Origin of the sequence: Deinococcus aquatilis DSM 23025 (assembly GCF_000378445.1) — a bacterium.
In the GTDB taxonomy this organism is placed as follows: domain Bacteria; phylum Deinococcota; class Deinococci; order Deinococcales; family Deinococcaceae; genus Deinococcus; species Deinococcus aquatilis.
On sequence record NZ_KB899732.1, the window covers coordinates 1 to 26,314 of the forward strand.

At 58.7% G+C, this 26,314-nt stretch carries 17 protein-coding genes and 1 pseudogene; 14 read left to right on the plus strand and 4 right to left on the minus strand.

Annotated features, from left to right (window positions below; translation table 11 throughout):
- Positions 1-331, plus strand: a pseudogene (locus F561_RS0117650) (IS4 family transposase); the annotation flags it as partial.
- A 499-nt stretch (positions 332-830) separates the two neighbouring features.
- Here the strand turns inward: F561_RS0117650 and F561_RS0117655 are convergent.
- Positions 831-1,373 (minus strand): GNAT family N-acetyltransferase, encoded by a 543-nt coding sequence (locus F561_RS0117655; RefSeq protein WP_157451978.1) that lies wholly within the window; start codon positions 1,371-1,373, stop codon positions 831-833.
- Between the two features lie 278 nt (positions 1,374-1,651).
- The gene (locus F561_RS0117660; protein WP_019011292.1) at positions 1,652-4,672 is read right to left on the minus strand and encodes an Ig-like domain-containing protein; all 3,021 of its coding nucleotides are present in this window, start codon (positions 4,670-4,672) and stop codon (positions 1,652-1,654) included.
- A gap of 548 nt (positions 4,673-5,220) precedes the next feature.
- Between F561_RS0117660 and F561_RS0117670 the strand changes: the two genes are divergently transcribed.
- The 4 genes from F561_RS0117670 to F561_RS0117685 all read left to right on the plus strand — a co-directional run bounded on the left by F561_RS0117670 (position 5,221) and on the right by F561_RS0117685 (position 9,037).
- Positions 5,221-5,811 (plus strand): DUF2269 family protein, encoded by a 591-nt coding sequence (locus tag F561_RS0117670; protein WP_083922524.1) that lies wholly within the window; start codon positions 5,221-5,223, stop codon positions 5,809-5,811.
- Positions 5,812-6,849, plus strand: coding sequence for a hypothetical protein (locus tag F561_RS0117675; protein WP_019011295.1), 1,038 nt, complete (start codon positions 5,812-5,814; stop codon positions 6,847-6,849).
- Between the two features lie 600 nt (positions 6,850-7,449).
- Positions 7,450-7,785 carry a thioredoxin gene (gene trxA / locus F561_RS0117680; RefSeq protein ID WP_019011296.1) on the plus strand — a complete coding sequence of 112 codons (336 nt, stop codon included), beginning with the start codon at positions 7,450-7,452 and terminating at the stop codon, positions 7,783-7,785.
- 457 nt (positions 7,786-8,242) lie between these two features.
- The gene (locus F561_RS0117685) at positions 8,243-9,037 is read left to right on the plus strand and encodes a carboxypeptidase-like regulatory domain-containing protein (protein ID WP_169389536.1); all 795 of its coding nucleotides are present in this window, start codon (positions 8,243-8,245) and stop codon (positions 9,035-9,037) included.
- A gap of 144 nt (positions 9,038-9,181) precedes the next feature.
- On the opposite strand, the gene F561_RS0117690 is transcribed toward F561_RS0117685, so the two are convergent.
- On the minus strand, positions 9,182-10,255 hold the full coding sequence (locus F561_RS0117690; protein ID WP_026299025.1) for an IS4 family transposase: 1,074 nt from the start codon (positions 10,253-10,255) through the stop codon (positions 9,182-9,184).
- Between the two features lie 86 nt (positions 10,256-10,341).
- Here F561_RS0117690 and F561_RS0117695 point away from each other — a divergent pair, with 86 nt between their 5' ends.
- Positions 10,342-10,632, plus strand: coding sequence for a hypothetical protein (locus F561_RS0117695; protein WP_019011299.1), 291 nt, complete (start codon positions 10,342-10,344; stop codon positions 10,630-10,632).
- A gap of 870 nt (positions 10,633-11,502) precedes the next feature.
- Positions 11,503-12,207: a GNAT family N-acetyltransferase gene (locus F561_RS25870; protein WP_245556565.1), complete on the plus strand. Its 705-nt coding sequence runs from the start codon at positions 11,503-11,505 to the stop codon at positions 12,205-12,207.
- Between the two features lie 559 nt (positions 12,208-12,766).
- On the opposite strand, the gene F561_RS0117710 is transcribed toward F561_RS25870, so the two are convergent.
- Positions 12,767-16,159, minus strand: coding sequence for an ATP-binding protein (locus tag F561_RS0117710; RefSeq protein WP_019011300.1), 3,393 nt, complete (start codon positions 16,157-16,159; stop codon positions 12,767-12,769).
- Between the two features lie 778 nt (positions 16,160-16,937).
- Here F561_RS0117710 and F561_RS0117715 point away from each other — a divergent pair.
- The 7 genes from F561_RS0117715 to F561_RS0117745 all read left to right on the plus strand — a co-directional run bounded on the left by F561_RS0117715 (position 16,938) and on the right by F561_RS0117745 (position 26,139).
- Entirely contained in the window at positions 16,938-18,656 is a 1,719-nt protein-coding gene (locus F561_RS0117715) for an ABC transporter substrate-binding protein (protein ID WP_019011301.1), read from the plus strand.
- A 78-nt stretch (positions 18,657-18,734) separates the two neighbouring features.
- Positions 18,735-19,760 (plus strand): ABC transporter permease, encoded by a 1,026-nt coding sequence (locus tag F561_RS0117720; protein ID WP_019011302.1) that lies wholly within the window; start codon positions 18,735-18,737, stop codon positions 19,758-19,760.
- Positions 19,761-19,840: 80 nt separating this feature from the next.
- Positions 19,841-20,773 (plus strand): ABC transporter permease, encoded by a 933-nt coding sequence (locus tag F561_RS0117725; RefSeq protein ID WP_019011303.1) that lies wholly within the window; start codon positions 19,841-19,843, stop codon positions 20,771-20,773.
- 305 nt (positions 20,774-21,078) lie between these two features.
- A complete protein-coding gene (locus F561_RS0117730) occupies positions 21,079-21,474 on the plus strand; it encodes a nuclear transport factor 2 family protein (RefSeq protein ID WP_019011304.1) in 396 nt (131 codons plus the stop codon).
- Positions 21,440-21,934 (plus strand): SRPBCC family protein, encoded by a 495-nt coding sequence (locus F561_RS0117735; protein ID WP_169389537.1) that lies wholly within the window; start codon positions 21,440-21,442, stop codon positions 21,932-21,934. Before F561_RS0117730 ends, F561_RS0117735 begins: the two co-directional genes overlap by 35 nt.
- The gene (locus F561_RS0117740) at positions 21,918-22,706 is read left to right on the plus strand and encodes a hypothetical protein (protein WP_157451981.1); all 789 of its coding nucleotides are present in this window, start codon (positions 21,918-21,920) and stop codon (positions 22,704-22,706) included. The genes F561_RS0117735 and F561_RS0117740 overlap by 17 nt, the downstream gene beginning before the upstream one ends.
- 667 nt (positions 22,707-23,373) lie before the next feature.
- A complete protein-coding gene (locus F561_RS0117745; RefSeq protein ID WP_169389538.1) occupies positions 23,374-26,139 on the plus strand; it encodes a glycoside hydrolase family 18 protein in 2,766 nt (921 codons plus the stop codon).
- Positions 26,140-26,314: the final 175 nt, after the last annotated feature.

Consider the following 26,314-nt stretch of genomic DNA (forward strand, 5'->3'; position numbering starts at 1 on the left):
GGCGATTGAATCGGCATTTTCCGCTTTGAAATCTCGCGGACTGAATCTGGAGGCCACGCACATGACGGCCCCAGAGCGAATCTCTCGGCTCTTTGGGCTGCTGTGTATCGCGCTGGCCTGGATGACCCGGATCGGCGCGCAGCGGACAGAGACCCACGCCCCTCGGCGGGACAAGCGCGGGCGAGCGGTCGTGAGTCAGGCGCGGATCGGGTGGCAGATCCTGAGTCAGGCGGCGCGGTGGGGCGGCGACGTGTTCTGGGACTACCTGCGGCTCCTTGGGATGCCGTTCCCGACCGCCAGCACGTCAGTTTCCCGAAGTGTCAGGTGCTGAGGGGATGATGGCGAAAATTGCATACCTTACATGCGAGTCTCCCAGTGGCGACAGGAGATGGCAAGTTTGTATATTGAGCCGAAAAGCCTGGTGATGAGGGATTCTCGAGGGTCGTCCATGTTCGGCTCGATGCTCTCAAGGTCAGGCATAACAGGATTCAAGGCGCAAGAGTTTCCATACGTACTCCGCTTCAGCTCCGTCGCAATACGGCCAGCACTACAGGCGGCTTCACTACGCGGAGCCCGTATCCGTTCTTAGGCCCTGCCCGTGTTGAATCCCATAAAGAGCAGAATCCACACTGAAACCTGCGTTACACTGCCTGAACGTGGGTGAGACTCTCTATGCGCTTCCTACGGTTATCCTGTTTGTGTCGGGTACGGTTCAAGTCGGGATGGCACACCAAAAATTATTTTCACCCTGAACTCATTTCCATTGAAAATTTATCGGCTGCTGAATCATGAACGGTAATCGAATTTTGTGCAGCGGCATTGAAACAAGTTCACATTCCCTGACGCAGCAGCACTTCAAGAGGTTCATGGTCAGTGTCTATTGTGAGATGAACTCGAAAGCCCACCTTCGCAGCAAGCCTCAATGACGGCAGATTCGCAGGGTCAATCATGCAGAAGGTGGCTCCCTGGCCTAGATTCAGGTCACGCCACTGCAAAATGGCGTCAAGAGCCTCAAACGCGAAGCCTTGCCCCTGAGCCCAAGGCATCAACACCCAGCCGGCTTCCGGTAGCGCGTCAAACGCGGGATGATTGCTCAAGACGTCCCGCTTGAATCGGGCAATACCCATCTCCCCCACAAATCGCCCTGTTGAGCGTTCGAACACCAGCCAATATCCAAACCCATAAAGCATCCAATGCCCGAGGTGACGAAGCAGCCTCGTCCAGACGTCCTGTCGAGCAACGGGCCGTCCGGTGGTATAGCGCGTAACTACGGGATCTCCCCACAACGCTACACAGGCCTCAAAGTCTGTCTCCTGATGCCCGCGAAGCATAAGACGTTCTGTATGCAAGACGGGTGCAGATGTTCTTGTCATGTAAATCACCCTTAAAGCAGTCCTAATGCCTTCTCGGTGGTCATACAGGCATCTGATTGGAACAGCGCACCCTGAAGGACGGAATCAGGTTTGCCAGTGGTGCCCCAGCTTGGGCAGCAGGGCCCACAAACTGCACAACCCCATCACATGCCTACAGCATAAGCTCCCCGCAAGCGTCTTCCGGATCAATTGAGCAAATGTCAGAGAACGTGCGCTGAATACGGTAGGAGATAATTCCCGATGCCACTTGAAAAGTTCAAATATCAGTGTTGAGGTACTTAATCAGTGAACACCCTTTCGACAATGACCTCGACATCGCCAGTCAGACCATCAAGGTTTAAACCGTAACCAATCTCTGCCGCAGGGATCTTCTTCATCCAGCGTTCTCCCTTACTAAAATCATTCAAATCCACAGTCAAGGTTTTAGAGGGTGGCAAGACGTATAAATATTCAGAGGTAGAGGTACGACTTTCAGATGGTGGAACGACATTCGTACAGTAATGAGGATAGTCAGATTGATAAAATTCACTCGCATTGAGAGTCGAGGTTTCAAATCTCGATCCACTCCCCCGCCTCGCATCTTCTCGTAACATGATCTCAAGACTTCGGCCATCACTTCCAGTATCTTCAACCCGGTAATTAGCGAAGCTTTCGGCAAAGTGAATAGTCTCGTAGCTAAAATCTGAAGAACTACTGCTCGTATACTGCAAGGGTTTCCAGTCCCATACGTTGTTTTCCTGCCGGAAGCAGCGCGCCTCAATCTCTGCGAAAGAACTAAAGTTTTCGGAATAATCGTGCTTAAAAGACGTTTCGATCAGACGTGTAGCACGCCAGCCACCCAGTACATTCAGCCTGGGTTCGAAAGTAGTTGATCCTGTCCACTGCTCCGCATTAACCACTGTGACAGTGATAGTTCCACCTGTAACACCGCCATACGGCTCAATAGGACGGCTTACACCAAGCGTCGTTTGCTTAACAATGTTAAATTTAAGGGTGACCCGTGTCGTTTCGCTTCTCACCTTGAATGAATGCTCGGCGACAAGATTTTTGTCCCCTTTCAACTTCACTTGAACCGCGTAAGAACCAGACTTTTGGGGTGCGGTAAATAGGCCGTTTGCAGTGATATCGCCTCCCACGCTACTCCACTCCACCTCAGCCGTCTGCTTGCCGTCCAAGTAGGCATGAAATTGTACCTGCTCACCCGGCTTTAAGGTGGCTGGGGCTGGCCTGATTTCGAAGTCTCGAACAATAACCCTAGTCGACGCGGTCGCGCCGCCATTGGCTGCAACCGCGTCAACCGTAAATGTTCCAGCCACGCTGGATTGAAAAGCACCTGCCGAATCGATGCTGCCGCCGCTGGCCTTCCAAGTTACGGCAGTGGTAGGCACGTCATTGAGCGACGCGGTGAATTGCACTGTCTGGTTGAGGCTGATGACCTTGCCTCTAGGAGCAATGGACAGGGGGTTCGCTTGAACGTTGGCCACCTCAAGTGGCAGGAACGGCAACAGTGTAGTTCTGACGAACAAGAAAAAATCTTTGCCAATCTTGCCGTCCTCCTCAGCGACCCAAGTCAACGAAAAGTTTTCCTGATTTTTAGCAGCACTCTGTGTGCCCAGCAACTGAGCCTGCCGGGCACCGCTTTCACTGACACGCATCCGGTACAGTTCGACCGCATCCACGTTGTAGAGCCCTAGAAAGTCGGTATTGGCCGCATCAAGGGCAGCCGTCACCGTGACCGTCTCTCCTTTCTTGAACTCACGAACATCAGTTTGGGCACTCCCGGTAGGAGAGGTGCTGACCGGCACCTCATAGGTCAGGGCCAAAGCCGTTTCCTTGATGGCCGTGCTGGCCTTACTCATCACGTATTTGATGAAGTCAGCCACGGTTGAACCCGGCTCCACTTTGCCCTGAAGCCGAAAGTTGTACCCAGAGCTGTAGGTCGCATCAGCCACTTGAAACGAAGGAGAGGCGAAATCTCCTTCCAGAACTGGCCCGAGACTCAGCGCCAACAGGTCAGCGTGCAGTACGGTATTGCCCAGGCCCAAAGAGGCGGTCGGCCCAGCGAAAATTTCTGCTTTGAAAGTGGCCTCCGGCGTACCCGTGTAGACGATGCGCGGTACCAGATCGGCACTGCCGTCCAGCGTAGACAGGTTGGTCAATCCGCCTTGATCGGTGTACTCGAAGCCCAGATCCATATTGGCTTTCGCGTACCCCTGGAAGCCGAGATCAGCGGCACCGACCGCAAAAGCGCCGCCGGCACTCAAGGTAAATCCTAGCGACAGGACAGGGCTGGCAAACCAGGCGAGCGGCCCCGTCACAGGAATAGGAATGGTGAGCAGGTCCGGTTTTTTACACTCGATCTTTCCTGTGAAATTCGCACCGATCTTTAGCCCGCCAGTCAGGGTGCCGTTCAGCTGACCCGAAGTTTTAAAACGCAGTCGTCCCTGTCCTTGGTCGTCATCGCGCAGCACCATGTCAAAGTCGACCACCTGCTGCAGCTTGACCTCGATGCTCGACGGATTGATCACGATGTCGGTGGACGCGGTGCAGGTGAATGGGCCCAGAGGAAAACTTTTCTCAGCGAGGGCCTGAATTGCTGGGACAGCGTAGGAGAGACGAACCGAGCCGTCATCGCCCAATTGGACGTCTTGTGGTTTGAGACCCACCGCAGCGGCAGCTGGAGCCAGTCGCCCGCTGGCCTGAAAATGGAAAGCACTAAACACAGTCTGAGGAGAAACCCGCTCAAACGTCACAAGCGTGCCTGTGGATTGCTGCTCGACTTGAATGACCCGGCCGGCAAAGAATTCTTCACCGCGCGACAGGATGGTTTCACCCACCTTGACGTCGCTGTCCCGTACGGTGACGTGGTACCGTGCCCCAGAAAGCGGGAGTTGTGCGGCATCGAGAGGGGCCACCTTGCCTACCACCTGCTGGGCTTCCAGAGAATGGACCTCCACCGCCACCTCAGCGACGGTCACCTCACTGGTGTCTTCCCATGCTCCCGCGCGGTAGTGCAGCCGGGTGGTGCCGAGTTTGACAGCCGTGACCTGGCCCTCGCTGTCGACCGTGGCAACACTGGGATCGTCTGTCGACCATTGGCCCACCGGCGCAGGCAGGGCGTTCCCCCTGATGTCATAGGCCAGCGGCTTGACCTCAATCCGTTCCGTGGGTTTTAAGATGAGGGCTGCCCTCGAAATCTCTACATGATCCACACCAGCCGGCGGTGGAGGATCCACTGGCGTGCAGCCTGTCATTGCCAAGATTCCCATCATCATCAGGGCCAGCAGCCGGCCCTTCATCCTGCTCCCCAAGAAAAAATCTGCATAGGAGAGAGCATGGGATGAAGGGTGTGACGCCCTTGTGACTTGGGCCTAGCGTTTACGCGTTGGAGTTTGTATTGGAGGCTTCGCATATTGCTGCTTCAGCCTCGTTCTTGGCTCGTCGGATCCCGCAGCTGGCTCCTTCCCAAAGGCAGCCAGCAGGGCCACCATCCAATCCCACACCTTCATTGATGGGCGTCTAGACTTTGGCAACTGCAGAGTCCAGATGAAGACGGCCAACACCAAGACTATCCATATCAGCATGAAGAGCAGCTGAACATCCATCAGTTCACCGGGGCGCTCGGCAGAAGACTGACCTTAACGGGCCAGACTCTACTGCTGATGGGTTCCGAGAGCCGCAGCATCACATGACAGTCACAGGGAGAACGTCAGGATGGCTGGGCAACTCGGTACGGCGTTGTAAGCCACAGAGTTGATCTGTTTGTAGGAACTGTCAGCAGGAGGGGAGGGCTACCGAGCGCCCTCTCTGCATTTCACTGGAGAGAACTTCACTTGAGCCCGTCTGAGTGACGTCCAACTCTCTCAAAAGGAGTCAGGATTTGGAACCTCCGCCGTTAAAACTATTGCTTGCTGTGCACGTTTTAAGTGCCCTGACCCTCTTCAGTCTGGAATCGGCCACATTGGCCCTGTGGTCAGCCGCCCGGCGGTCTGAAACTGCAGACCAGCTCGCCGGTACCCTGCAGACGATGCGGCGACTCAGGCCAGGACTCCGGCTGGTTCCAGCGCTGCTGATTGGTTCCGGGCTTTGGATGGCCAGTACAGGCCACCTGATGCAAACCGCTTGGATTGTTCTGTCCTTGATTGGCGTCGCGTTGATCGCAGGCCTGACGGTTCTGATGGAAATTCCGGCCACCCAGAACCTCGAAGCCCACGTCAGACAGGGGGCAGCCGGACTTCAGCAGGCCAAAGAGCAACTGATGGCCCGGCGATTGGTGCTCGGCAGCACTCTTAAATTTGCGCTGTTGACTTGGGTTTTTCTCTTGATGCTCGCTCAACCAGGCTGGCCTGAAGGGGTTGGAATTGGCATCGTGTCTGTGGTGGGGGGGTTGATCCGGGGAGGCTGGCCAAAACGCACCAGAACCGCCGCCTTGTCTTAAATGACCCCGCCATTGTGTACCCAGTTGACGCATCCAGAGGAGGAAACCCTGGTGATTGACAGAGAACCATCCGTATCCCCGCACGACATTGAGCCTGAGAATGACCTGCACAGTTTGGATGACCTGTTTACGGGCGAGACCTCACGCCTACCTTGGCAACGCTACGAAGTTCTAGAAGATTGGCCCGATCAGGTGCTGCGCAGTGAAACTGTCGAAGCTCAGGGTGTGCTGAAATGGTGGGTGCGGCCCAGCGTCTGGTATGCCCCTCTCCGGGGCCCATTCATGTTTAAGTTGGTGGCAGGTGACTTCGCGGTGAAAACCCGTGTGCGGGTGGATGTCGGTGAGCACTTTGCCAATCGCCTGGGTTCTTTGGCTGGATTGATGATCAGGGTGCCCGCTGAGGGCGGCCGGCCGCAGTGGCAGCGACAACACGACAACTACGTGGTTCATGCGTCTGGCATCGCTTCAGGTATTTCAGGCTATGAACCAGCCATCGAAATTACCACCACCACCAAAGGGCACTCGGGCCTCGAAACGTACCGCAGCAAAGCGGATTGGGTGGAATTGTGCTTGGCCCGTCTGGGAGCACTTGTCTTGACGTTGCACCGTTTTGCGGGAGGCGAATGGACGTTCACGCAGCTAGAGCCTCAACACCGCTGGGGTTCTCATGACTACCAAGGCACTGGTCACCTGATCCGGGCCGATCTCCCGCATGAAGTGCAGGTGGGGCTGATGGCCATGGCAGACTGGGAGAGCATTTTGCGGCATCAAGGCCTCGGATTCCAAAACGAGTATTTCCAAGAACCGCACACCTTCAATGCCTCGCTCAAGGCGCCCATGGCAGCGGCAGTACAGGCAAGCTTTGGCGGCGTTCAGTTTCGTCGTTTGACGCTTCCACAGATGTGGCATACCTTAAATCTCGCAGTGGATGTCCCGCCAAACGAACTGCGGGCGCTGGTGCTTGGCCCCTGGGCCAGCAGTCCTGAAGTGCACCAAGCTCACCCACAGGCAGAGGCCCACTGCCTCCCCTTCCAATAGGCTAAGACTAAGGGTGTCAGCTGCGCCCCTTTGCTTGAGATGCGGACTGAGAGCGGCAGAGTGGTCCACACCGGCAAAGTGGTCAGGCACACAACGTTTTGACTTCCGCAGTGAAATCCCCTGACGTTCACACCCGTGAGGCTACGGATATTCAGTCGCCCGTCACTTCCGGCCTGACCATGATCCCCTGAATGCGGCACACCACAACCCTTCGCCTTGTTCTATAAGGCGGCTGGTCAGGGCAGGTGCGCCCCGCCGAGGCACTCAATCCTCACTGAGCGGTCTTCGCTGCTGAAGGAGGGGTTGATTCTGCACGTCTGAACCGGACAGTGTGCTGAACGCCAGGTGTCCCGCATTTCCGCTGGGGACGCAATTCCAAGTGAGTGGTGATGTCTGTCAACTTCGATAATGCGCTGCCGTACGTGAATACAGGTATTGAGCAGCCCTCCCAAGAAATCTAACCTGCAGGCTAAGACTCACGGGAAGCAAACGCGAGCATGGCAGAGGCCTGGGTCATCCCTACAGAACGTTGATTGAGAACCGACCCAATTAAGGTGACGGTGAGGCGAGTCCACGCTCGACCTCGCAAAAGGAGAAGCCATGAACAACACGCAGGAACTGAACGACGCGAACTTCGCCGCCGGTATTGCCGAGGGCTACACTTTGGTCGACTTCTGGGCCCCCTGGTGCGCGCCCTGCCGTTTCATCGCCCCTATTGTCCAGGAGCTGGCTGAGGAATACCAGGGCCGAATTTCGGTGGCCAAATTGAACGTCGACGAAAGTACGGCAACCGCAATGCGCTACCACGCCATGAGCCTGCCAACATTGATCCTGTTTAAGGATGGCGAGCTAGTCTGCACCACCATCGGTGCGCAACCCAAGCGCAACTTCCAAGCTATGCTGGAGACTGAATTGTCCAGGGACGCTTTGATCTGATCGGCAACGCTTGAGAAGAATCGCCCGTCAGGCTGGGGGCGCTGCACTCTGCAGTGAGTCGTCCACCGTGAGGCCGCTCCGTCTTTTTTGAGTCGGGACGGCCTTCCCCTGTTGGCGCCGGGGAGTCGGGCTGTTTTGCTCGCGCGACATCAACAGACGTCATTTTCTCAGCCACGCGAACTCAGCCGGGATTGCAACAGAGAGCCCAGGATCTGCCGAAGTGTCGGCTACCAGATGAGAGGGCAAAGAACGAACACGCGGGGAATTCATGTCAAGAACGCTGACAGTGCTTTTTGAGCGGCTGCAGAGGACCGCTGCTGCCCCTTGAGGTGCGCGGGCGTTGGTTTTGCAAGCGTCACAGCCAAGTCACACACGGGGGATTAACGTGCCCATGCGATCAGCTAGGAATGGGTATGGATTGCTTGGTGCCTTGCCCCTGGTCATTGGAGGAAACATCATGAACGGAATTCGTAAATCCGCGCTGCTCTTAACAGCGCTGCTGGGCTTAAGCCTGTCGATGACTGGCTGTGGGGGTGCGGGCGCAACCCCACCTCCCGGCGTAGAAGAACCGCCTCCAGCGGGGGGCGGGTACGTTACCGGGAAGATTGTCGACGAACAGGGACGTCCAGTCGTTCATGCAGAGGTGGTCGCCGACAACACGCTGCTGTACAACACCAACGTGATCGGTTATACGGACGCTGCGGGAACCTACAAACTCGATATTCGTAAACCCGTCGGTACGTGGCACGTCACCGCAACAATGAACCTCAATTACGAGGGGGAAACCATCCCAGTCGATCTGGTTCCAGAGACTGACGATCTCTTGGCGGGAACAGTAGGTGGAGTCAGAAATTTCACCTTCAAGCCAGCCCAAACGCAGTACGGCAGCTTAGGCTTGGTCAATATCCGCACAGGAATAGCCTTTTACGGCGATCTGGGTGAGATGACGGTGACCTTGAAGTCTGTGGGTACGCTTGCTGACGGCAGCTCCAACCAAACCATTGTCGCTAAGCCCGTACAATCCGGCGATGGGTACATTATCAAGAACGTGATGTACGGCACCTACAATGCAACAGTTTCTTACCAAGGACAGGATCTTTTCGTGCGTAAAGCGGTGAGCAGCGGTACCTCTCCGGCGTACAGCAAAACCTTTACTGGGGGCTTCTGGCGAGATTTTTACACCCTCAGGCCCACGATGTTTCTGGAGGTCAGCGACGTGGAGTGTCCGCCTATCTTGGAGCGGTGTCAGTAGAGGTTATGTCCCCTTGACTGGCGTCCCGGTAGGTTGAGAACAGTGGGGCTGAACCGCATTTGGAACTCGCACTGTTGATTGTTCCTTCTCTCTACGGTGGAAGGTCTGGTTCGGGAATGCTGGTGGAGGTTAGTCATCTGCTCTCTAGGGGTCAAAAGTAGCCAGAAGTCGTTGGAATGACGGCCTAGACGTACTCTTTTTCTTGGGTCGGCTCGACAGTGCGTTTTGGAGGGCATCAAGGCCTACTCGAAAAAGACTTTTTGCAGGGTAGCCGTGTTTGAGCATTTTTGGTGGGGACTTCGTCGCAACGAAGTCCCCACTCAAGCAGCACCAGATGAACGCCAGTGACACGACGCCAAACAGCAGGCTCACCCGTGTGCCGTCGGTCAAGCGGGTTGCTTCGAGATCAAATCCTCTTCCCTTCAAGGCTTGGTGCATGTTTTCGCAGTTCCAGCGCCAAGCGTAGCGTTTGATGGCTTGAGCGCCCCACCCGTGATAGGCCAGATAAAGCGTCTGTCCATGGAGGTTCTGGCAAGCCAGAACCCGCAGGCGCACCCCGTAAATAGTCGTGGGGGCATGCCAGATGCGGAGTTCTCCCGGTTGCAGCTTTTTGAAATAGGCCCACACCTGGACCCCATCAACTTTGGTGGTGACGTGCAACCGGATCGTGGGTTTGATTCCCAGTCGTTTAAGCGCCTCAAACCACTCTTTGCCGATGAATTCTCGATCTGCGAGCAGGGCAAGAGTCTTACCCTGCATCAACGGGAGGACGGATTCAAGCAGAGCAATTCGGGTGGCCGTATTGCTGTTGCCACTGTGTGGCAAGACCTGCCACGCCAACGGAAAACTGAAGGATTTCCACATCACGCTGAGAATCAGGATATTGAGATCCGATTTGCCCCACTTCCAATTCGTTCGGTCAAGGATCAGCACGAGTTCGGGGTCATCTTGGAACTGGCTCAACACGATTCGTGCGGTCAAGAGCTGCTGATCTGTCCAGGCAAATTGAGCAAAACGTTTGAGGCGTTGGTAAATGGTCTCGTCGGTGCCGACCAGGCGGATGCAGCTCACCAACTGAGCGAGGCATACGGTGCGCTTCTCAATGATGGCGAGGATCAGCGCGGCCAGTACCGTGAGACGGCGGGGATCGATAGGAAGCACAGTACCAAGGTAAGTGGACAGGGTATCTTGTGGGTGTCGGCTCCAGGTAGCTTTCATCGCAGAAAACACCCTATAGGAGCCGGCTAGAGAGCTGACGCAGGAACAGTTACTAAGAATTATTACCCAGTTTCATAGAGGAAATAATGCTCAACGAAGACGAGTTTTTGGGTTTCGCAAGGGCGCTTGACGAAAGAGTTAGCCTAGCCGCCCAACAGAATGGCGACGATTATGATTTGACGTCAGACATGGAGGATTACATCAGACTTAACGAGCCAGCTCTAGCTTTAGAGTTTATGGCTGAACGAGTGAATAATTACAACGTTGACTTAACTATCAGTGAGTTCGATGATATAGAGACATACCGCAATCGCTTAGGACTCCCGTTGAGCAATCGCTTCATAGCTCTTCGTAATCTTATTGATCACGACAAGTAAAGGATGGTGGCGAGATAAACGGAGAGGTATCTTGTGGCTGTCGGCTCCGAGGATTTTTCATTGCAGGAAACACCCTATCGGAGCCGACTTCTGCTGCCTACCTCCGACTTTTGACCCCTAGAGAGAGTCATCTGGACGTGCAGGTTGGGGAGTGCTTGATTGCGTTACCGTTGTCTAAACCCGCGCTGACTTCGCGATTATCCCTGTGTGAGGCGGCATTGCTGCTCGAAAAGAGTGTGACAGGGTGCCGTGGACATAACCTGATGATCGACATCCGCCACACTCGGGATCTCTCGGATCGCTGCGGCATTGGTCAGTGTGGATGGCCTCCGGGACAGCGTATTCCCCCAATAGGCCGGTGAGAAGGCCCTTCACAATTTCCGTGTCGCAGTGCCGCTGAAGGAAGCCACCCTGCACGGAGCCATACCCGTTTCCTCCCTGCTACAACCGATACCGGACGCCGTCCACACCGGTGCAAACCTCCATCAAAGTCCACTGTGAGCCTCGTCGGGGTTCACGGCGGCGCAGTTCTTCCCCGGACAGCAAACCGAATGGAATGCACCACTCCCAGAGGGTGTCGTGACGGACCAAGGTGCCGGGCTGGTACAGCAATTCCTGCACGTCTCGGGAACGGGTGAGAAAGCCAGACGGCGTAATGGATGGTGGTGCTGGGAAAATGGTAGCGGTAGGGTTTCGGGTCGGCTACGGCGATTTCAGCTTCACTCACCCGGTTAAAGCAACACAACGGCCCAAAAGCCTCACCCGCCCGTCCCAACCATGCGCCGGATCGCCGGCCCGCGGCGCCCGGTACGACTGGATTTTGATTGAGCGTCCAGACGCGCGATCTCCTCGTCTGCAAAGGATGAAGCGATGCGCCTTCAGTCTCTTGGGTACCGCACCGATCTGATTTTCGCCCACTTTGGGGGCTGGGTGACCGACCTGGGTGAAGCTCTCGCCGTGGCCAACCCCCGCAGTCCAGCCCATGACTTCGGCAATCTGCTGATCTTCCGCAAACCGCCACAACCTAAAGATTTGCCGCGCTGGGAGGCACTCTTCGCCGAGCATATCGGCCATCCACCCGCCACGCCGCACCGCCTGTTCGCTTGGGACGTTCCAGCGAGAAGAAACGCCGACCTGGAGGAACTCCTGAAGGCGGGCTACCGCCCCGAACAAAATGTCGTCATGACCGCCGCCAGGCTTCATGCTCCACCGCACCTCAACACGCGTGCCGAGTACCGGCCCCTGGCCGACACTGCTGAGGAATGGGCGCAGGCCTTAGAGAATCAGGTTGTCAGCCGAGAGGACGGGCACGACGAGGAGCGCTACCGCCGCTATAAGGAATCGCAGTTTCACGGCCTGCGGGAGCTGTGCCGTGCCGGACGGGGCTTCTGGTATGGAGCTTTCGTGGACGGGCAGCTGGTAGCGGATCACGGGGTGTTCCCGGACAGTAAGGGGCTACTGCGCTATCAGCGTGTCGGTACCGACCCAGCGTACCGCAGGCAGGGCCTGTGCGGTACGCTGACGTTCTTCCCGCGCACACTTCCATGCCGAGCAGTTGGTGATCGTGGCCGATGACCATGACGTTGCCAAACGCGTCATGCCTCTGTAGGGTTTGAGGACGCGGAATGCCAGCAGCTGTTGCTCCATCTAGGAAGGTGAACTTGAATCTGCCTCCTTGGGGCGCCACAGCCGGGCACGATGAACGAGACAGGTTTTTTGTCTGCTGGGCGCGTCATTCTGTCAGCATCCCCTCGCTGACCCCTCCCAGCATGGAACGGCTCCCTGCAGCCCTGTCGCTCAGCACCCTCCTCTTCAGTGGCCGCCTCTAAACACGATGTTCGCCCTTTATGGATCCGGCTCTGCGCTCCCCCTTGGTGACGGGCCAGCGCTGCGATCGACGACCCGCTGCACAGCACTGCGGCAATGATCTGCCCTCTAGCAACCAAGTTTTTCGCTGCTTACCCGATGGCAGACGGCGTCTCTGGAAGGCCAAGAGTGGGGCGGAGGAAGTGGTGCAAAAAATTCGGAGCATCACCGGGGCGGTTCTTGTGAGGGCAACACCCCTCCTGCTGACAGACTCACGGCACCCCCTTCGCCGTTCCGAGATACAAGGCGCGCGCGCCGCGTGAAGCTGTTAGGCCAGCAGCGGGAGAGCAGTCGACCACTGTTCGAGCGCCGAAATTGAGGGGCGGGCGAGAAAGGCAGCCCTGAACTGCACAGGCACATTGGAGGGATCAGTCAGCAAGGCAAACCAGTTGCGGGCCATCTGGCCCTGTTGAAACGACCAATTGCCCGACAGCGCTTGTTCCAGCCCCAGCAGGGTCACGAGGGGTAAGGCTGGATCGTCCCGTGGGGGCGCCGTATCGAGGGCTGCGAACGCGGTCCGGGCATCTGTCAACGCAGCCAGTGGCTGGCCCACTGCAAACTGCAGCCGGGCTCTCACCGTGCGGGCATGCGTGAGGAGGGAGGCGTGTCGGTGCTCGGCAGCGAGGGCCACCGCCTGTTCAGCGTGCCCGAGGGCGCGGCCCGGTTCCAGCAAGCCAGACTCGCTGTGGGCCAGTTGGAGTAGGGCCTGGGAATAGGTCAGCCCGCGGGCCGTGTTCAGCGCCTGTGCCGCCTGATCAAAGGCATGCTGGGTACCCAGCACGTCACCGTATTGGGCGCGCACCTGGCCGATCCGGATCCAAGGCACCTGGGCAGCCTCATCGCGGGCGGTAGGCCGAGCCAAGGCCGCTTGAGCCGCCCGCTCGCAGGCGTCCAATTCACCCATCACCCAGTAAAAGTCCGTCAGCGCCCGTTGATACACGCCTTCTTCTGCCACCTCATCCCGGGCAGTGCCCAGCGCGTGGAGCAGTTTCCAACACATGGCATATTCATGGCGGTGCAGGTAATTGATGGCCAACCGAATTTGGTTGTACAGCGTCAACCGGCTTAACCGGCTGGGGGCGGAACCGGGCGCGCTGAGTTGTAACCGCACCTCCCGGGCTTCCAATCCCATGCCCAACCGTTCCAGATGCAGCGCCAGCAGGGTCTGAACGGAAAGATGTCCAAACCGTTCACCGCATTGGGCGAACAGTTCACCTGCGGCCCGCAGCAGGCTCAGGCCCTGCGGCACTTTGTGGTTCGCCAACTGTGCCCGGGCAATGTTGACCTGGAGGCTGGCCAGCGTAGCGCAGGGGGAAGCCGTGGCCGCCACGGCCAACGCTGTCTCGGCCAATCGGTCCGCCTGCTGAAGTTCTCCCAGATCAAGGTAGGCCACCAGTTCCACATTCAGTAGCGCCAGCAGGAGAGGAGAGGACTCGCCAGGCCACAGGCTGGCCTTCGCCTCACGGACAGCTTCGCTGACCACTTGCGGAGCGGCCCCTTGGGTGGCGCTGACAGTCGCTTGGGCCAGCGCCACCTCCGCGCGTTGCTCGCGGGTCAAAGCGGACGAGGTCAACTTGCCCAGCAGCGCCCCTGCTGCGAACGCGGGAAACTCTTCCCGCGTCCAGACATAGTGGAACACTTGCGCCCTGGCCTCAAAGGCCAAATCAAACTCCAATTCATGGTCATAGAGGGAAGCCGCTTCATCGTGAAGGGAGATCACCCGCTCAAACTCCATCAGATCCATCATCTGACGCGCCGCCTTCAGGTAGGTCAGGGCTGCCTCTCTGGGCTGGCCTGCCGCCAAAAAGTGTTGGGCGATCACCACCCCCTGACCTCCGTAGGTTGTCAAGGCGTGCGCAACGTTGAGATGCAGTAACTTGCGAATGGCGTCTGGCATGGCCCGGAGCAGTCCTTCGCGCATCAGGTCATGCATCACTCCATCGTCAGACAGCACGCCTGCCGACTGCACTTCTTCCCACGCGGCGGCCAGCGCCATGACATTCACGTCCAGCGTTCTGGCCAGCAGGTGAAGGTGAGCTCGGTCATTGAGAATGGCGGCCCCCCGCGCCACTTGCAGCCCCATCGGTGACAATTGAGACAGCCGCGCATCAATCAGTTGAGCGAGCTTGGGGGGCGGGGTTCCCGCCAGATCCGGCAACTGGAGTTGCTGGGTGATCAGATGCTCAATGACTTCCTTCAAATAGAGCGGATGCCCACCCGTGTAGGTGTGCAGCCAAGCCGTATGGGCATGCAGCTGCGCCGGAGCGTCCAGTGCCTCCAGCAACGGGATCACATCTGCTTCCTGCAGGCCTGCAACCGGTACACTGACGGCGCGACCCGAGTTGACCAGCTGCTGAACGGTGACGGCGGCCTGCGTCTTCAGTTCCCCAGAGCGCAGGACCTCTACCCAAAGGGGGGTGTGCTGACCTCCTTGACGGTTCCGCTGAAGGTAGAATTCGGCGAATTCACTGGTGGCTGCATCAGCGTAATGGGCATCATCCATCACACATACCGCCACATCCCGCGTCGCCTCATCCGTGAAATAGGCCAGCGCGTTAAAAAACTGCAGCTTGTCCGGGCGTGAGCCGGGTGCAGGGACAACGTCACCAAACTCATCTGGCAGCAGGCGCGCCAATTCCTGAGCCACCCAAGTGGGCAAGCGTTGCGGGAGGTCTGCCTGGAGTTTGAGCATCTCCTGTACCAAGCGCGACGTGGTGGCGTACGGCACATGTTGATCGCCAGGCCGGGCCTGAAACAAGGCGAAAGAGCCTTTGCTCTGGGCAAACGCTACCGCCAACGCCGTCTTGCCGATCCCTGCTTCTCCAGTGAGGAAGAGCGTCTGCCGCTGGAGCCAAGCCTGCTCCATCTGAACCAGCAAAGCGTCCCGGCCAACCAGGGCTGCCGACTCCAAGCGAATTGGACGGTGCTTGACTGCGGTGTCTTCGGGGAGCGCCTCACGGATGCGTGCAGCCAGACTTTGGGTCTCAGGCAGCGGCTCGACCCCCAGCCGTTCCAACAAGACGGCGCGGCAGCGTTCGTAGGCCTGCAGAGCGGCCCCCCGGTTCCCAAGCGCGGAATTGAGAGTGATGACCAAGCGGTGGGCTTCCTCACTCAGCGGTTCAAGCGTCAGGGCGCGGTGAGCGTGTAACAAAGCGTCTGCCGCGTTTCCAGAAGCGTGCAGGCTGGCCGCAGCGCGCAGGGCGCCGCGCAGCCGTACCTGCAGCACCCGCTCGCGCTCACTCTCCAGCCATTCGGCAAAATCAGGTGCATCATCAAAGATCAAGCTCTCCAGCAGCTCCCCCTTGAACGCTAGGGCGTCTTCGTAATGGCCGTGGTCGAGGCAACGCTGCAACTCAACGACATCAACGGTCACGGCCGGATTGAGCTGAATTTCTTCGGTGCCGAGAATAAAGTCAGCATGGAGATTGAGCCTGACCCGGCGCAGCAATTGGCGCATGTTGGCGCGGGCTGACGTCTCACCCGCGTCTGGCCACAGCCACCCCGCGATCCGGTACTTGTGCGTTGCCCCTTGCAGAGCCAAATAGGCCAGCACCGCCGCCATTCGGGGCTCAATGCGCCGGTGCACTTCTCCCTCCAACAGATACACGCCGCCCAACAGCTTCAGATACCAGCTTGGCGTGGCAAGCGAAGAACTGCCCATAGACTCACCAGTGTACGGGGTAGGGGGCAGCGGCAAGAGGTCGCAGCTCACGCCTGGCCAGAGGACGCAGGCTGCACCTGAGAGAGAAAGTCGATCAGGAGAACTGGATCTGCAAAATAGATCCTCTGCCCAGTGAGGTCATGGCGGACACTGGCGCGCCAAATGCGCTTGCCATGAGATGTTTCGTACCAAACGCGCACAACATACACCTGAGGTTTAGGCACCATGGGATTTCCCCTGGTGTGGGCGAGCCTGCAAGACCATCATGCCTCACGATGGTTCAGGCACTGTGACGCAGCTGTGATTCATAGATGTAGGCGTGAGGGACGTGAGGCAGTTCGTCTTGGGCTCTGAGTCAATGCCCACGTCTGCCATCTCTCCTGTTTTGTCTGCGCCACCAGTTCTCAGTGCGCACCGCCCTTGAAAAGCCATCCAGGTGGCGTTTTTTGCCCTGAGCCCAGTGCGACGAGTTCAACACATACCCTTGGCGCATCCGTGAGGTTGCCTTCCACAGCGCAGTCGAACGCTGGGCAATCTGCCCAGACCCGTGTCACGGCCCAGTCACAGATTTGAACTTAGGGTGCTCTTCATGGCCACAGCCCCATTGAATTCGAGCGGAGGGTCTTCCAAGTCAACTTGGCTGGAGACCTCTGCGCTCCCGGAAGGTGATGCCTCAGGCCAATAGCGGCAACACCAACCTGTTTGGGCCTCCGGTATTCACTCCACCGTCACCCCACCCTTCCCGTGTCAAATCTCGTTTGTCCTAGGAGTTGCACCCATGCACCGATCCCTGCTTTGCCTGAGTCTCAGCCTCAGCTTATCTGCCCTGGCAGCGTCGCCCAAAGACACCCTGGTGATCCAGGGGGCCAGCGATTATCCCACCCTCGATCCGGTCATGACCTATGACACCGGCTCTGGGCAATACGTCGAGAATATCTACGAAACCTTGCTGCAGTACAAAGGCAGTTCAGTGCGCGAACTCGTTCCGATGCTTGCCACGGAGTACAAAGCCAGCAACGGCGGCAAAACCTACACCTTTAACCTGCGGCAGAACGTGAAATTTCACAGCGGCAACCCCATGAGCTGCGCCGATGCGGAATACTCCTTCCGACGCGCGCTGGTGGTCAACAGTCCTGACTCTTGGACCTGGTTTATCAGCGAATCCCTGCTCGGCACACCTTCGAATGCCAACGACGACAAAAGCGTGACCTGGGCCAAGATCAGCAAGGCCGTGGACTGCTCTGCCAATGGTCAGCTGGTCTTCACTCTGCCCAAAGCAGACCCCGCCTTCCTGGCCAAACTGGTCTTCGTCGGTGCCAGCATCGTGGATAAAGCCCACGCCATCAAACTGGGCGAATGGGACGGCACGGAAAAAACCTGGAAGCAGTGGGTCGGCAAAGATCTCAATGATTCGGCCCTGTCCAAAACCCCCAGCGGCACCGGGGCGTATCAACTCGTCAAACGCGACGCCAATACGACTCTGCTCAAAGCCTTTTCCGTATACTGGGGGGGCAAACCCGCCCTCCAAAACATCGTCGTGCAAAAAGTCGCCGAGCAGGCCACCCGGCTGGAAGCCCTCAAACGCGGCGACGCGGATCTGGTCGAGACGGGCCCCCGGTCCGTGTTGGAGCAGTTGCGGGGCGTTGCGAGCCTGAACATCATTGACGATCTCGGCAACAACACCTCGTCTGTGGTGTTCATGAACGAAAAAATCGCCGATCCCAAAACGCTGGGCAGTGGCAAGCTGGACGGCAAAGGCATCCCCGCCAATTTCTTCGCGGATGTCAACGTGCGCCGGGCTTTCTCCTACGCTTTCGACTACAGCCGCTATATCCGGGAAGTGCAACAGGGCAAGGGCATGCAGCGAACCATGGCGCTCCCCGACACGTTCCCCGGCTACGACGCCAAGGTTCGGAAATACACCTTCGATGCCAAGCAGGCGGCCACCTACTTCAAGCGCGCTTTCGGGGGGCAGGTCTGGAAGAACGGTTTTGAATTCACGGCCCATTACCGGGCGGGCAACGTCGCTCAGCAAATCATGCTTGAGCTGCTGAAACAGAACGTGGAGGCCCTGAATCCCAAGTTCAAACTGAACGTGGAAGCCAAACAGTGGTCAGAAATGCTCAAGGAAGCCAAAGATGGCAAGGAGGCTATGATCACACTCGCTTGGGTGCCTGATTATGCTGACCCCGACAACTTTATTTCTCCCTTTTACAGCTCATCCGGTTATTACTCGCCGCGCCTGAACTTCAAAGATGCCAGCATTGACGCCTGGATCCAACAGGCGCGGGTGACCACCGATGCGTCCAAGCGCAACCGACTCTACAGCCTGATCGGCAACCGGGCTTTCGAGCTGGCCCCTTTCATCCTGTTGCCGGCGGGCACTGGCTTCACCGTCGTGCAGGACAACCTGCAGGGCGTCAGCAAAGCCGGCTACAACCCCATGCTGAGTTTCAGCTTCACGGGAACCTACTGGCGGGAACTCAGCAAGAAATAAGCCCCGGCCCGCATGGGTGGAGCGGGCCCTGTAAGAGGGCCCGCTCCTTTGTTTGAACTTTCTTGGAGGCCAAAGACTATGGTGTTCTTTCTCAAGCGGCTGTTGCAGCTCCCCGTCGTCATGCTGACCCTCACCCTGCTGATCGTGGGTTTGCTGCAGTTCCTCTCCCCTGCTGAACGTGCTAGTGCGTACGTGACTTCAGACGCACAGGCCCGCAACCTCGACCTGATCATCCGTGACCGCGGCCTGGATCAACCCTTCCCCATCCAGTACGGCCGTTGGCTGTCCGCCGCCCTGCAGGGTGACCTGGGGTTTTCCAAGGCGTCCAACAAACCGGTCACCGAGACCATTCGGGAGCGGCTCCCCGCCACGGCTGAACTGGCGCTGGCCGCTGCCTTCCCCATCATCGTGTGCGGCATCTGGCTGGGAACCACCGCGGCACTGCACAAAAATCGTTTTCTTGACCGCTTCCTGCGCTTGATGGCCACCGCGGGATTTAGCTTGCCCACCTTCGTGCTGGGGATCTTGTTGTTGGTAATTTTCTACGGCGCCTTGGGCTGGTTTCCAGGCAACGGCAACCTGAGCGTGCTCTATCAGATCACCCTGGCCAGCCCTGAATTTCACCGCTACACCGGCATGGTCACGGTTGATAGCCTGCTCAATGGACAGTGGGCCATGTGGCTGGACGCCCTGCACCACCTGGTGTTACCCGCCCTCACGCTGATTCTGACCAGCAGCGCCGTCATCCTCAAAGTCATGCGGGCGCAGCTGCTCGAGGTGCTGAAAAGTGATTACGTCCGCACCGCGCGCGCCAAAGGCCTGGCTGAGCGCGTAGTGATCGGCAAGCATGCCCGGCGCAATGCGCTGTTGCCGATCGTGACTTTCAGCGGCTTCGTGTTCATCGGCCTGCTGGGAGGCGTGCTCTTTACCGAAACCATTTTCGGCTATCCCGGCATTGGCGAATGGGGCGGCCAGGCGGCGCTGCGCTTCGACGTGCCTGGCGTGATCGGGTTTGCCCTGCTCAATGCCGTGGTGGTGGTGGTGGTCAGCACCCTGACCGACGTGCTGTACGGCATTGTGGATCCCCGGGTCAGGTTTTCCTGATGTCGCTGACCTTGCCTAAAACAGTGTCTGCACCTTCCAGTCGGCGGTTCGGTTGGTGGACGTCCAAGCCGATTGTACGGATGCGGCGCGACCGGGCCACCATGACGGGCGTGGCCCTGGTATTGGCCTTTGCCTTGATCGCCCTGCTGGCTCCTCTGATTGCCCCACCACAGGGCAATTGCGCCCGCGATCTGGGCATCCCTGCCGGGTCGTCGATCTATCATCCTGCCCGCAGCGCCTTTTGGCGAGCGGTGTTGGCCGCGCCTCCCTCCTGCTACCAGATCACCCGCGTGACCTTTGATCCGGTGCCAGCGCCACCTTCCCGCACCGCCTGGTTCGGCACCAGTCAGGGGTACGATATCTTCTACGGGATCGTCTGGGGCACCCGCACCATGCTGCGCATGGGGCTGATTATCGTGGCCATCAATTTGATCTTGGGCACCGTCATCGGCCTGATCAGCGGCTTTTACCGGGGCGTAGTGGATCTGGTCATTCAGCGCGTCATTGACGTGATCTTCGCATTTCCCGGCTTGATTCTGACGGTGGTGCTGGTCGCCTTGTTCAAGCCGTCCACGGGAACCATTATCTTGGCCTTCGTGGCCACGGGCTGGGCGTCTTACGCCCGCATTTTGCGGGGGGACGTGCTGCGGGTACGCGAACTGGAATTTGTGGACGCCGCCCGCAGCCTGGGGGCCAGCGACCTCCGGCTGATGCTGGTGCATATCGTGCCCAACAGCCTGACGTCCCTCTTGACCCAGGTGGTGCTGGATCTGGGAACGGTACCGCTGGGGATTGCGGCCCTTTCGTTTCTGGGTCTGGGCTTTCCCGTGGGCTACGCAGATTGGGGCCAACTGCTGAACTTTGCCCGAGCCTGGATTCAGGGGCCGCCGGGTCAGCCGCTGGCCTACTGGTACGTGACGCTGTTCCCGACGCTGGCGATTTTGTGCTTCAGTCTGGGCTGGAATCTGGTGGGGGACGGCGCCCGGGACGCCTTTGATCCCCGCGACAACTGAAGGGGATACCTGCTTCAGGCTGTTCCGGCCCTGATGCAGTGTTGCTCTCAACCTGAGCTTTTTGGCTGCTCAACTGCTCCGGCCCCTTGATCTCAGGGGGCCTCCTATTTTGTCCTCCCCGGCCGGCGCTCCCCGTTGAAGCGGGCTGAACTTGAGAGAACTTCTTGCCTGCAGCATGTCACATCGCCATCACAGGGCACTTGGCACGCTAGACCCGTCTCAGCACGGCCTCTGCCCTGCCTGGCCCGTTCAGGTCAAGCAAGCAACGCCGAACCCCCCAATGAGACGGTATTTGGAGAAAAACTGTGAATTCAAGTGAACCCCACCGCGAGACGGCCCTCCGCCTACTTTCTGCTTTCAAGCAGCGAGATCTCCCCACCCTGCAGGCCTTGATCGCCCCAGAGGCAGTGCTTCACGTTCCTGGTCAACACGCCATCGCGGGTGAGAAGCGGGGTCTTCCGGCCATTCTTGACTTTTTCGCGCGCATGGCTGAGCGCAGTGAGCAGACCGTCCTCGTGAACGTCAAGGACGTATTGGCCAGCCCGGATCACGCCGTGGCTCTGTGCACCATCACGGCCACCCGCCTCGACCGCAGCCTTCACAACGACGTGGCTTATGTCATGCGCTTTCAGAGGGGGCAGCTGCTCTCGCTGCACATGCATAACTATGACCAAGACCATGTCAACCAGTTCTGGGCTTAAGCTCGGCGCGCAGATGCGGATGCATGGCCGCATCTGGATCGATCACACTTCGCCAGAGGTCTATGCTTTTGTGGCCACTCCCAGCAATGATCCTCTGTGGCGTGAGCAGGTGCAGGTCATGACCGCAGACCGGCCAGGGCCTGTGGTGAACGGGATGCAGACTTACGAGGTCCTGACCTTTTTGGGCACTACCTATACGACGTCTTGCCTGATCTGTGAGCATCAGGCCAGTCACAGCTACCAGTTTCGCAGCATTGAAGCGGCCAACGCGGTATGGGGCCTGCGGAAGGTGGAGGCCGTCGACGGCGGCACGCTGGTGAGCAGCGTTTTACATATCAATGTGTCTGGTTTTGCCCGCATCGCGGTGCGCCCCCTGCGCTGGTTGTACCAACGCCGGCTCAACCGGGATCTGCAGCGGCTCAAGCGGGTTTTGGAGGCCCAGCGTGACGGCAAGTCCTGAGACCACGCTCCCAAGGGACTCTCTGCCCTCTCTGGCGGGGCCACCCCCACGCCCCCTCCAGTTGGCCTACGCCGCTGCTTGTTTGCCGGAGGGACGTGACAGTTTTGTTGTTGCCGCCGTGGTCGGATCGAACCACCACACCGCTGTGGTCACAGGCAGAAACCTGATTCACGCTGACCTGCTGGCGGTTCAGTTGGCCATCGAGAAGGCGGCGCCGGGTGCCCTTCATCTGCGTGTCACCAGCCAGCTCACCGTTCAGGCCGTGCAGCACCCGCAGCAGTCCACGCCGTACCACAAGCTGGTTGCCGCGATGTTGCAGGAGGGGCAAGATCGCGGCATTGAGGTCACCATTGGGCAGGTTTCCCGCCAGAAAAACCGGGCGGTGGGTCTGGCACTGCGCCACGCTCAAGACGTCCGCAACAGGGGAAACAATGTGCAGTCACCCGTACCCACGGTGCATCTCAAAGTGACCCCCCAAGGCGTGAGTGCCCATGGTGTGGGGGTCAGGCAGCATGAACCGCCTGGCCTGCATGCTGCGCTCCACACCCTCCTGGCACTTGCGCCGCAGTTGCCACAGGGGACAGCCTGCCGTGTGAAAGGGGTGCCAGCGTTTACCATTTATTTGTGGCACCATCCGGAACAGGCGCCGCCCCTCTTGGCAGAACAGATTCATCAGGTGCGGGCGTCGCTGAAAGCTCGCCGGATCAAATTGAAGCTGGAATTGTCCGACCCCCGGCCCTCAGCCCGCCGCGCCCGTGCACATTGGTACTGAACCACAGGTGGCTGTGAGCGGCCCGTCTGAGAGTAGCTCAAGGGCCCGGGATACCGTGTGCGTGGGGTTAAACATTGACCGCGCGCAGGAGGGACGCACCTCCGGTTGCGCCGCAGCGAGATCGACAAGCAGAGACAGGAATGGCCGGGCTCCGGCTGGAGGGCAGAACTTCACTGCGCCGCTGCCACATACGCCTCGCCTGAAATCCAGATTGACTGGGACGGGTCATTTCCCACCTGCGGATCGCAACAAGACTCAGCCAGCCGCTGAGCTGTGTGCAATCGGCTCCGGCCACTCCAGAGCTTTAAGGCCAGCTGGATCTAGGCTGGATCACAGTGGAACCGCCCGAATACAGGGTCTTTTCTTTCCCGTCACATGTGGGTCACAGCAGCTGCAGGAAAGTCTTCTTGAAAACCAACTCAAGGAGGATGGTCTGAACTACCGGTAGCTCCGGGTCGGCAGAGAGTCGGCGCTGATTGGGCCGTGATCCGCTTGCCCGTCCCCTCCGCCACGTCTTACAGAATGAACCGAACAGGGCGTTCTCCAGGCCAAGACACCGCTGGTTGAATGCCCTCCTTTCCCTCTGGCTCCGGTTGAGAGGATCGCCTTTGTTTCTGCCCGGTGTATCCGGGATTTTTCATGGAGAGCTATGCGCCGAATGTCTGTCATGATCAGTCTTGCCTTGGGGCTTGCCGCCTGCGGAACTTCACCATCTACGGAGGTCAAGGACAACAAAGTGCAGCTCCTGTCCTTGGCCCCTGGCTCATTTGTCACGCTTGATCTGACTGGAGCTTCCACCCTCTCCCGCAGCGGCACGGTAGACCCGTCGGGGGCGGTGTCCTTTGCCTTCGATAACTTGGTTTCCTCACCCTATGCCGTTGCCGCCCGTGCCTTTGACCGTGAGGTGGCCCCCCGCGTCGCCCTCTACAAAGGTGAGGTCGCCAGTCACACTTTTGCTGGCGACACCCTGAACTTGAAGCTGAGCCGCTTGACCAGCGACCTGCGGGTCGAGGTGAGTGAAGTTCCCAACACCGTGCAGCAGTTGAAGGCCGTCGTAGGCGGAAAATACGTGGGGCTGCTCAAAACAGGAACGACGGCCACGGGTGTTCTTCAGGGTATCGATACGGGGGCCAACCGCCTGGTGGTGGTCGAAGGCCGCGCCACTCCCGGTGGTCCGGTCACGCACCGGGGACAAGTGACGGTGCCTGTGAACGAGGACAATGCAGCCAATCTCGCGCAGGTGGTCTTGACGGCTGTCGGATCGCCTGCGCCAGCCGTCCCACTGCTCACGGGGGCAGCTTCGGTTCAACGGGGGACGCCCTACTCCCTGACCTTGAACGTTCCCGCAGGGGACGCTGATCTGGCGCGCATCGACCTGGACTGGGGTGATGGCCAAACCCAGAGCGTGAATGTCTCAGGCCGGAGCCACACGGGGCAGGTCAGCCATACGTTTGCCACTGCTCCCAGCGGCGGGGTTGACGTGACGGCCACGGTCTTCACCACGGCAGGTGTCAGCACCTCTTCCGTCCCGCTACACGTCAATGTGATCGACGCCACCACCGGCAATGTGATGGTGACCTCTGCTGAAGACGTGACCAACGTGACGCTGAAAGTCACCGGCGTGCCCAACACCAGCACTCGGGTCACGGCGAAGATCCGGGACTTGGCCCTCAATCCTCTGGCCCTCAAACCGGAATACCTGACCGAGTTGGTTCCAGACGGGCAGGGCGGCTGGAGCGCCGCCCTGGGCCTGAATCAAACCCGCGCCTTCACAGTCACGCCGAGCGTCTACACGGCCGGCGGCCCCCAAACTGGGACGCCGGTTCAGTTCACTGCAGCCGCCGACACCCAGACCATTCAGATTCCTTTCACACCATCTGGCAACGGCGTTGCCCCCAGCCTGTCCCTGGAACTGCTGGATCCCCAAAACAATCGGCCCCTCTCCGGCAGTTTGAACAGCAGTGTCGCCATCCGGCTGGCCGTCCAGGCCCATGACGCTGATAATGACCCTCTGAACTGTGAGCTGGATGCAAATGGTGACGACATCTACGAAACCAGTCTGGGCGATTGCAGCTCAGTCAAAACAGTCGTTCAGACTTTTACCGCCACTGGCCCCTTCACCCGCTTCGTGCCGCGAGTCCGGGTCTCTGACGGATCCCACAGTGTGCGGCGCGCGGCCGTGGTGACTGTGGGGCGCAACCCCAACAAATGGGTCAGCGGCTATTATCCGCTCTACGAAGCCAACTTTCAGAGCTCAGACAAAATTGGATTCCAGGGTTTGACCCACCTGTTCGTTGGGGCAGTCATGCCGTGGGCCGAGCCGCGGGATGGGAATGAAGGCAACGAGGCAGAGAGCAACTGGGTGTACAAAGGCGTGTTTGACAACAAATATGCGGACGCCAGCGTGATGACCGAGGCGGTGAGCCGGGCCCATGCTGCAGGCAAAAAGGCCGTGATGATGGTCGGCGGATCAGGAGGTTACCAGTACTGGGGGCTCACGCTGGCCCTGCGTCCGGCCCGCCTGCAAGACACGGTCAGCAGCCTGCTGGCCTTCGTGGACAAGCACGGCTTTGACGGCATTGATCTGGATTACGAGTCGCCCGGCCCGGCCATGGACATGGACGGCTTGACCCGGTTGGCGGAGGAATTGCGCGCCCGCCGCCCCGACCTGCTGCTGACCTTTGCAGGCAACTGGGTCAACAAGAACACCCCAGACTTGGATCCTTGGGTGCCGCATCAGGCCCACCTGTTCGACCAGATCAATATGATGAGCTACAACATGGGCGGCCCCAACCCCGGCTGGGTCACGTGGCATTCCAGTGCCCTGTACGACGATGAAGCCAATCCAGCCACCCCCACCTCGGTCAACCATACCGTCAAGGCCTACCTCGGGCAGAACGGCGTTTACAAGGATCTGGGCTTGGCGATTCCTGCCAACAAGGTAGGGATTGGCATCGGATTTTATGGCGAGTGCCAGCGTCAGAACTACGCGCCCCGTGAAACGCCTTCAGGAATCTGGCCGGGCAACGGTGACGGTGAAATGGCTTACTGGCGCATCGTCTCGTTTTACGGACAGCATCCGGAAGTGCAGCGCACGCTGAATGATCTGCGCCGTTGGGACGACCTGGCCAAAGCCCCCTATCTCACTTCTTTGCCCCTGGGCCGGGACGCACAAAACCGTCAGCGTCACCTCAACAACGGTTATTCAACAGAGCAGCCCTTCAATCTGCAGGACTGTGATTTCGTGTCGTATGAGGACGCACAGAGCATCACCGCCAAAGGCAACTATGTCTTTGATCAAGGACTGGGCGGCACCATCGTCTGGACAGTGAGCCAAACCTACATCCCGGACATTGCGGGCGTACCTGCACCGCAAAACGGTGACCGCAACCCACTCTTGACCGCTACTCGGCAGGGTTTCCGCCTCCCCTAACCCTACTGCCGTCGGGTTCGAGCCGTGTGGCCGCTGTTCCTGCAACAGCGGCCACACGGCCGCAGTATTGTTGCAGCCTGCAGTGGGAAAACGCGTTAGGACAAATGCTCTGGTCGATAAAGTCTGGCAGGCTCATCGGGGACATATGCTCTGAGATCTCCTCTGCTGAAGGTCA

Bases quoted from the DNA above. Each gene is read 5' to 3' on its own strand.
- F561_RS0117655 (WP_157451978.1), bottom strand. From the start codon at position 1,373: ATGACAAGAACATCTGCACCCGTCTTGCATACAGAACGTCTTATGCTT.
- F561_RS0117660 (WP_019011292.1), bottom strand. From the start codon at position 4,672: ATGAAGGGCCGGCTGCTGGCCCTGATGATGATGGGAATCTTGGCAATG.
- F561_RS0117675 (WP_019011295.1), top strand. From the start codon at position 5,812: ATGACCCCGCCATTGTGTACCCAGTTGACGCATCCAGAGGAGGAAACC.
- trxA (WP_019011296.1), top strand. From the start codon at position 7,450: ATGAACAACACGCAGGAACTGAACGACGCGAACTTCGCCGCCGGTATT.
- F561_RS0117685 (WP_169389536.1), top strand. From the start codon at position 8,243: ATGAACGGAATTCGTAAATCCGCGCTGCTCTTAACAGCGCTGCTGGGC.
- F561_RS0117690 (WP_026299025.1), bottom strand. From the start codon at position 10,255: ATGAAAGCTACCTGGAGCCGACACCCACAAGATACCCTGTCCACTTAC.
- F561_RS0117695 (WP_019011299.1), top strand. From the start codon at position 10,342: ATGCTCAACGAAGACGAGTTTTTGGGTTTCGCAAGGGCGCTTGACGAA.
- F561_RS25870 (WP_245556565.1), top strand. From the start codon at position 11,503: ATGCGCCTTCAGTCTCTTGGGTACCGCACCGATCTGATTTTCGCCCAC.
- F561_RS0117710 (WP_019011300.1), bottom strand. From the start codon at position 16,159: ATGGGCAGTTCTTCGCTTGCCACGCCAAGCTGGTATCTGAAGCTGTTG.
- F561_RS0117715 (WP_019011301.1), top strand. From the start codon at position 16,938: ATGCACCGATCCCTGCTTTGCCTGAGTCTCAGCCTCAGCTTATCTGCC.
- F561_RS0117720 (WP_019011302.1), top strand. From the start codon at position 18,735: ATGGTGTTCTTTCTCAAGCGGCTGTTGCAGCTCCCCGTCGTCATGCTG.
- F561_RS0117725 (WP_019011303.1), top strand. From the start codon at position 19,841: ATGCGGCGCGACCGGGCCACCATGACGGGCGTGGCCCTGGTATTGGCC.
- F561_RS0117735 (WP_169389537.1), top strand. From the start codon at position 21,440: ATGACCAAGACCATGTCAACCAGTTCTGGGCTTAAGCTCGGCGCGCAG.
- F561_RS0117745 (WP_169389538.1), top strand. From the start codon at position 23,374: ATGATCAGTCTTGCCTTGGGGCTTGCCGCCTGCGGAACTTCACCATCT.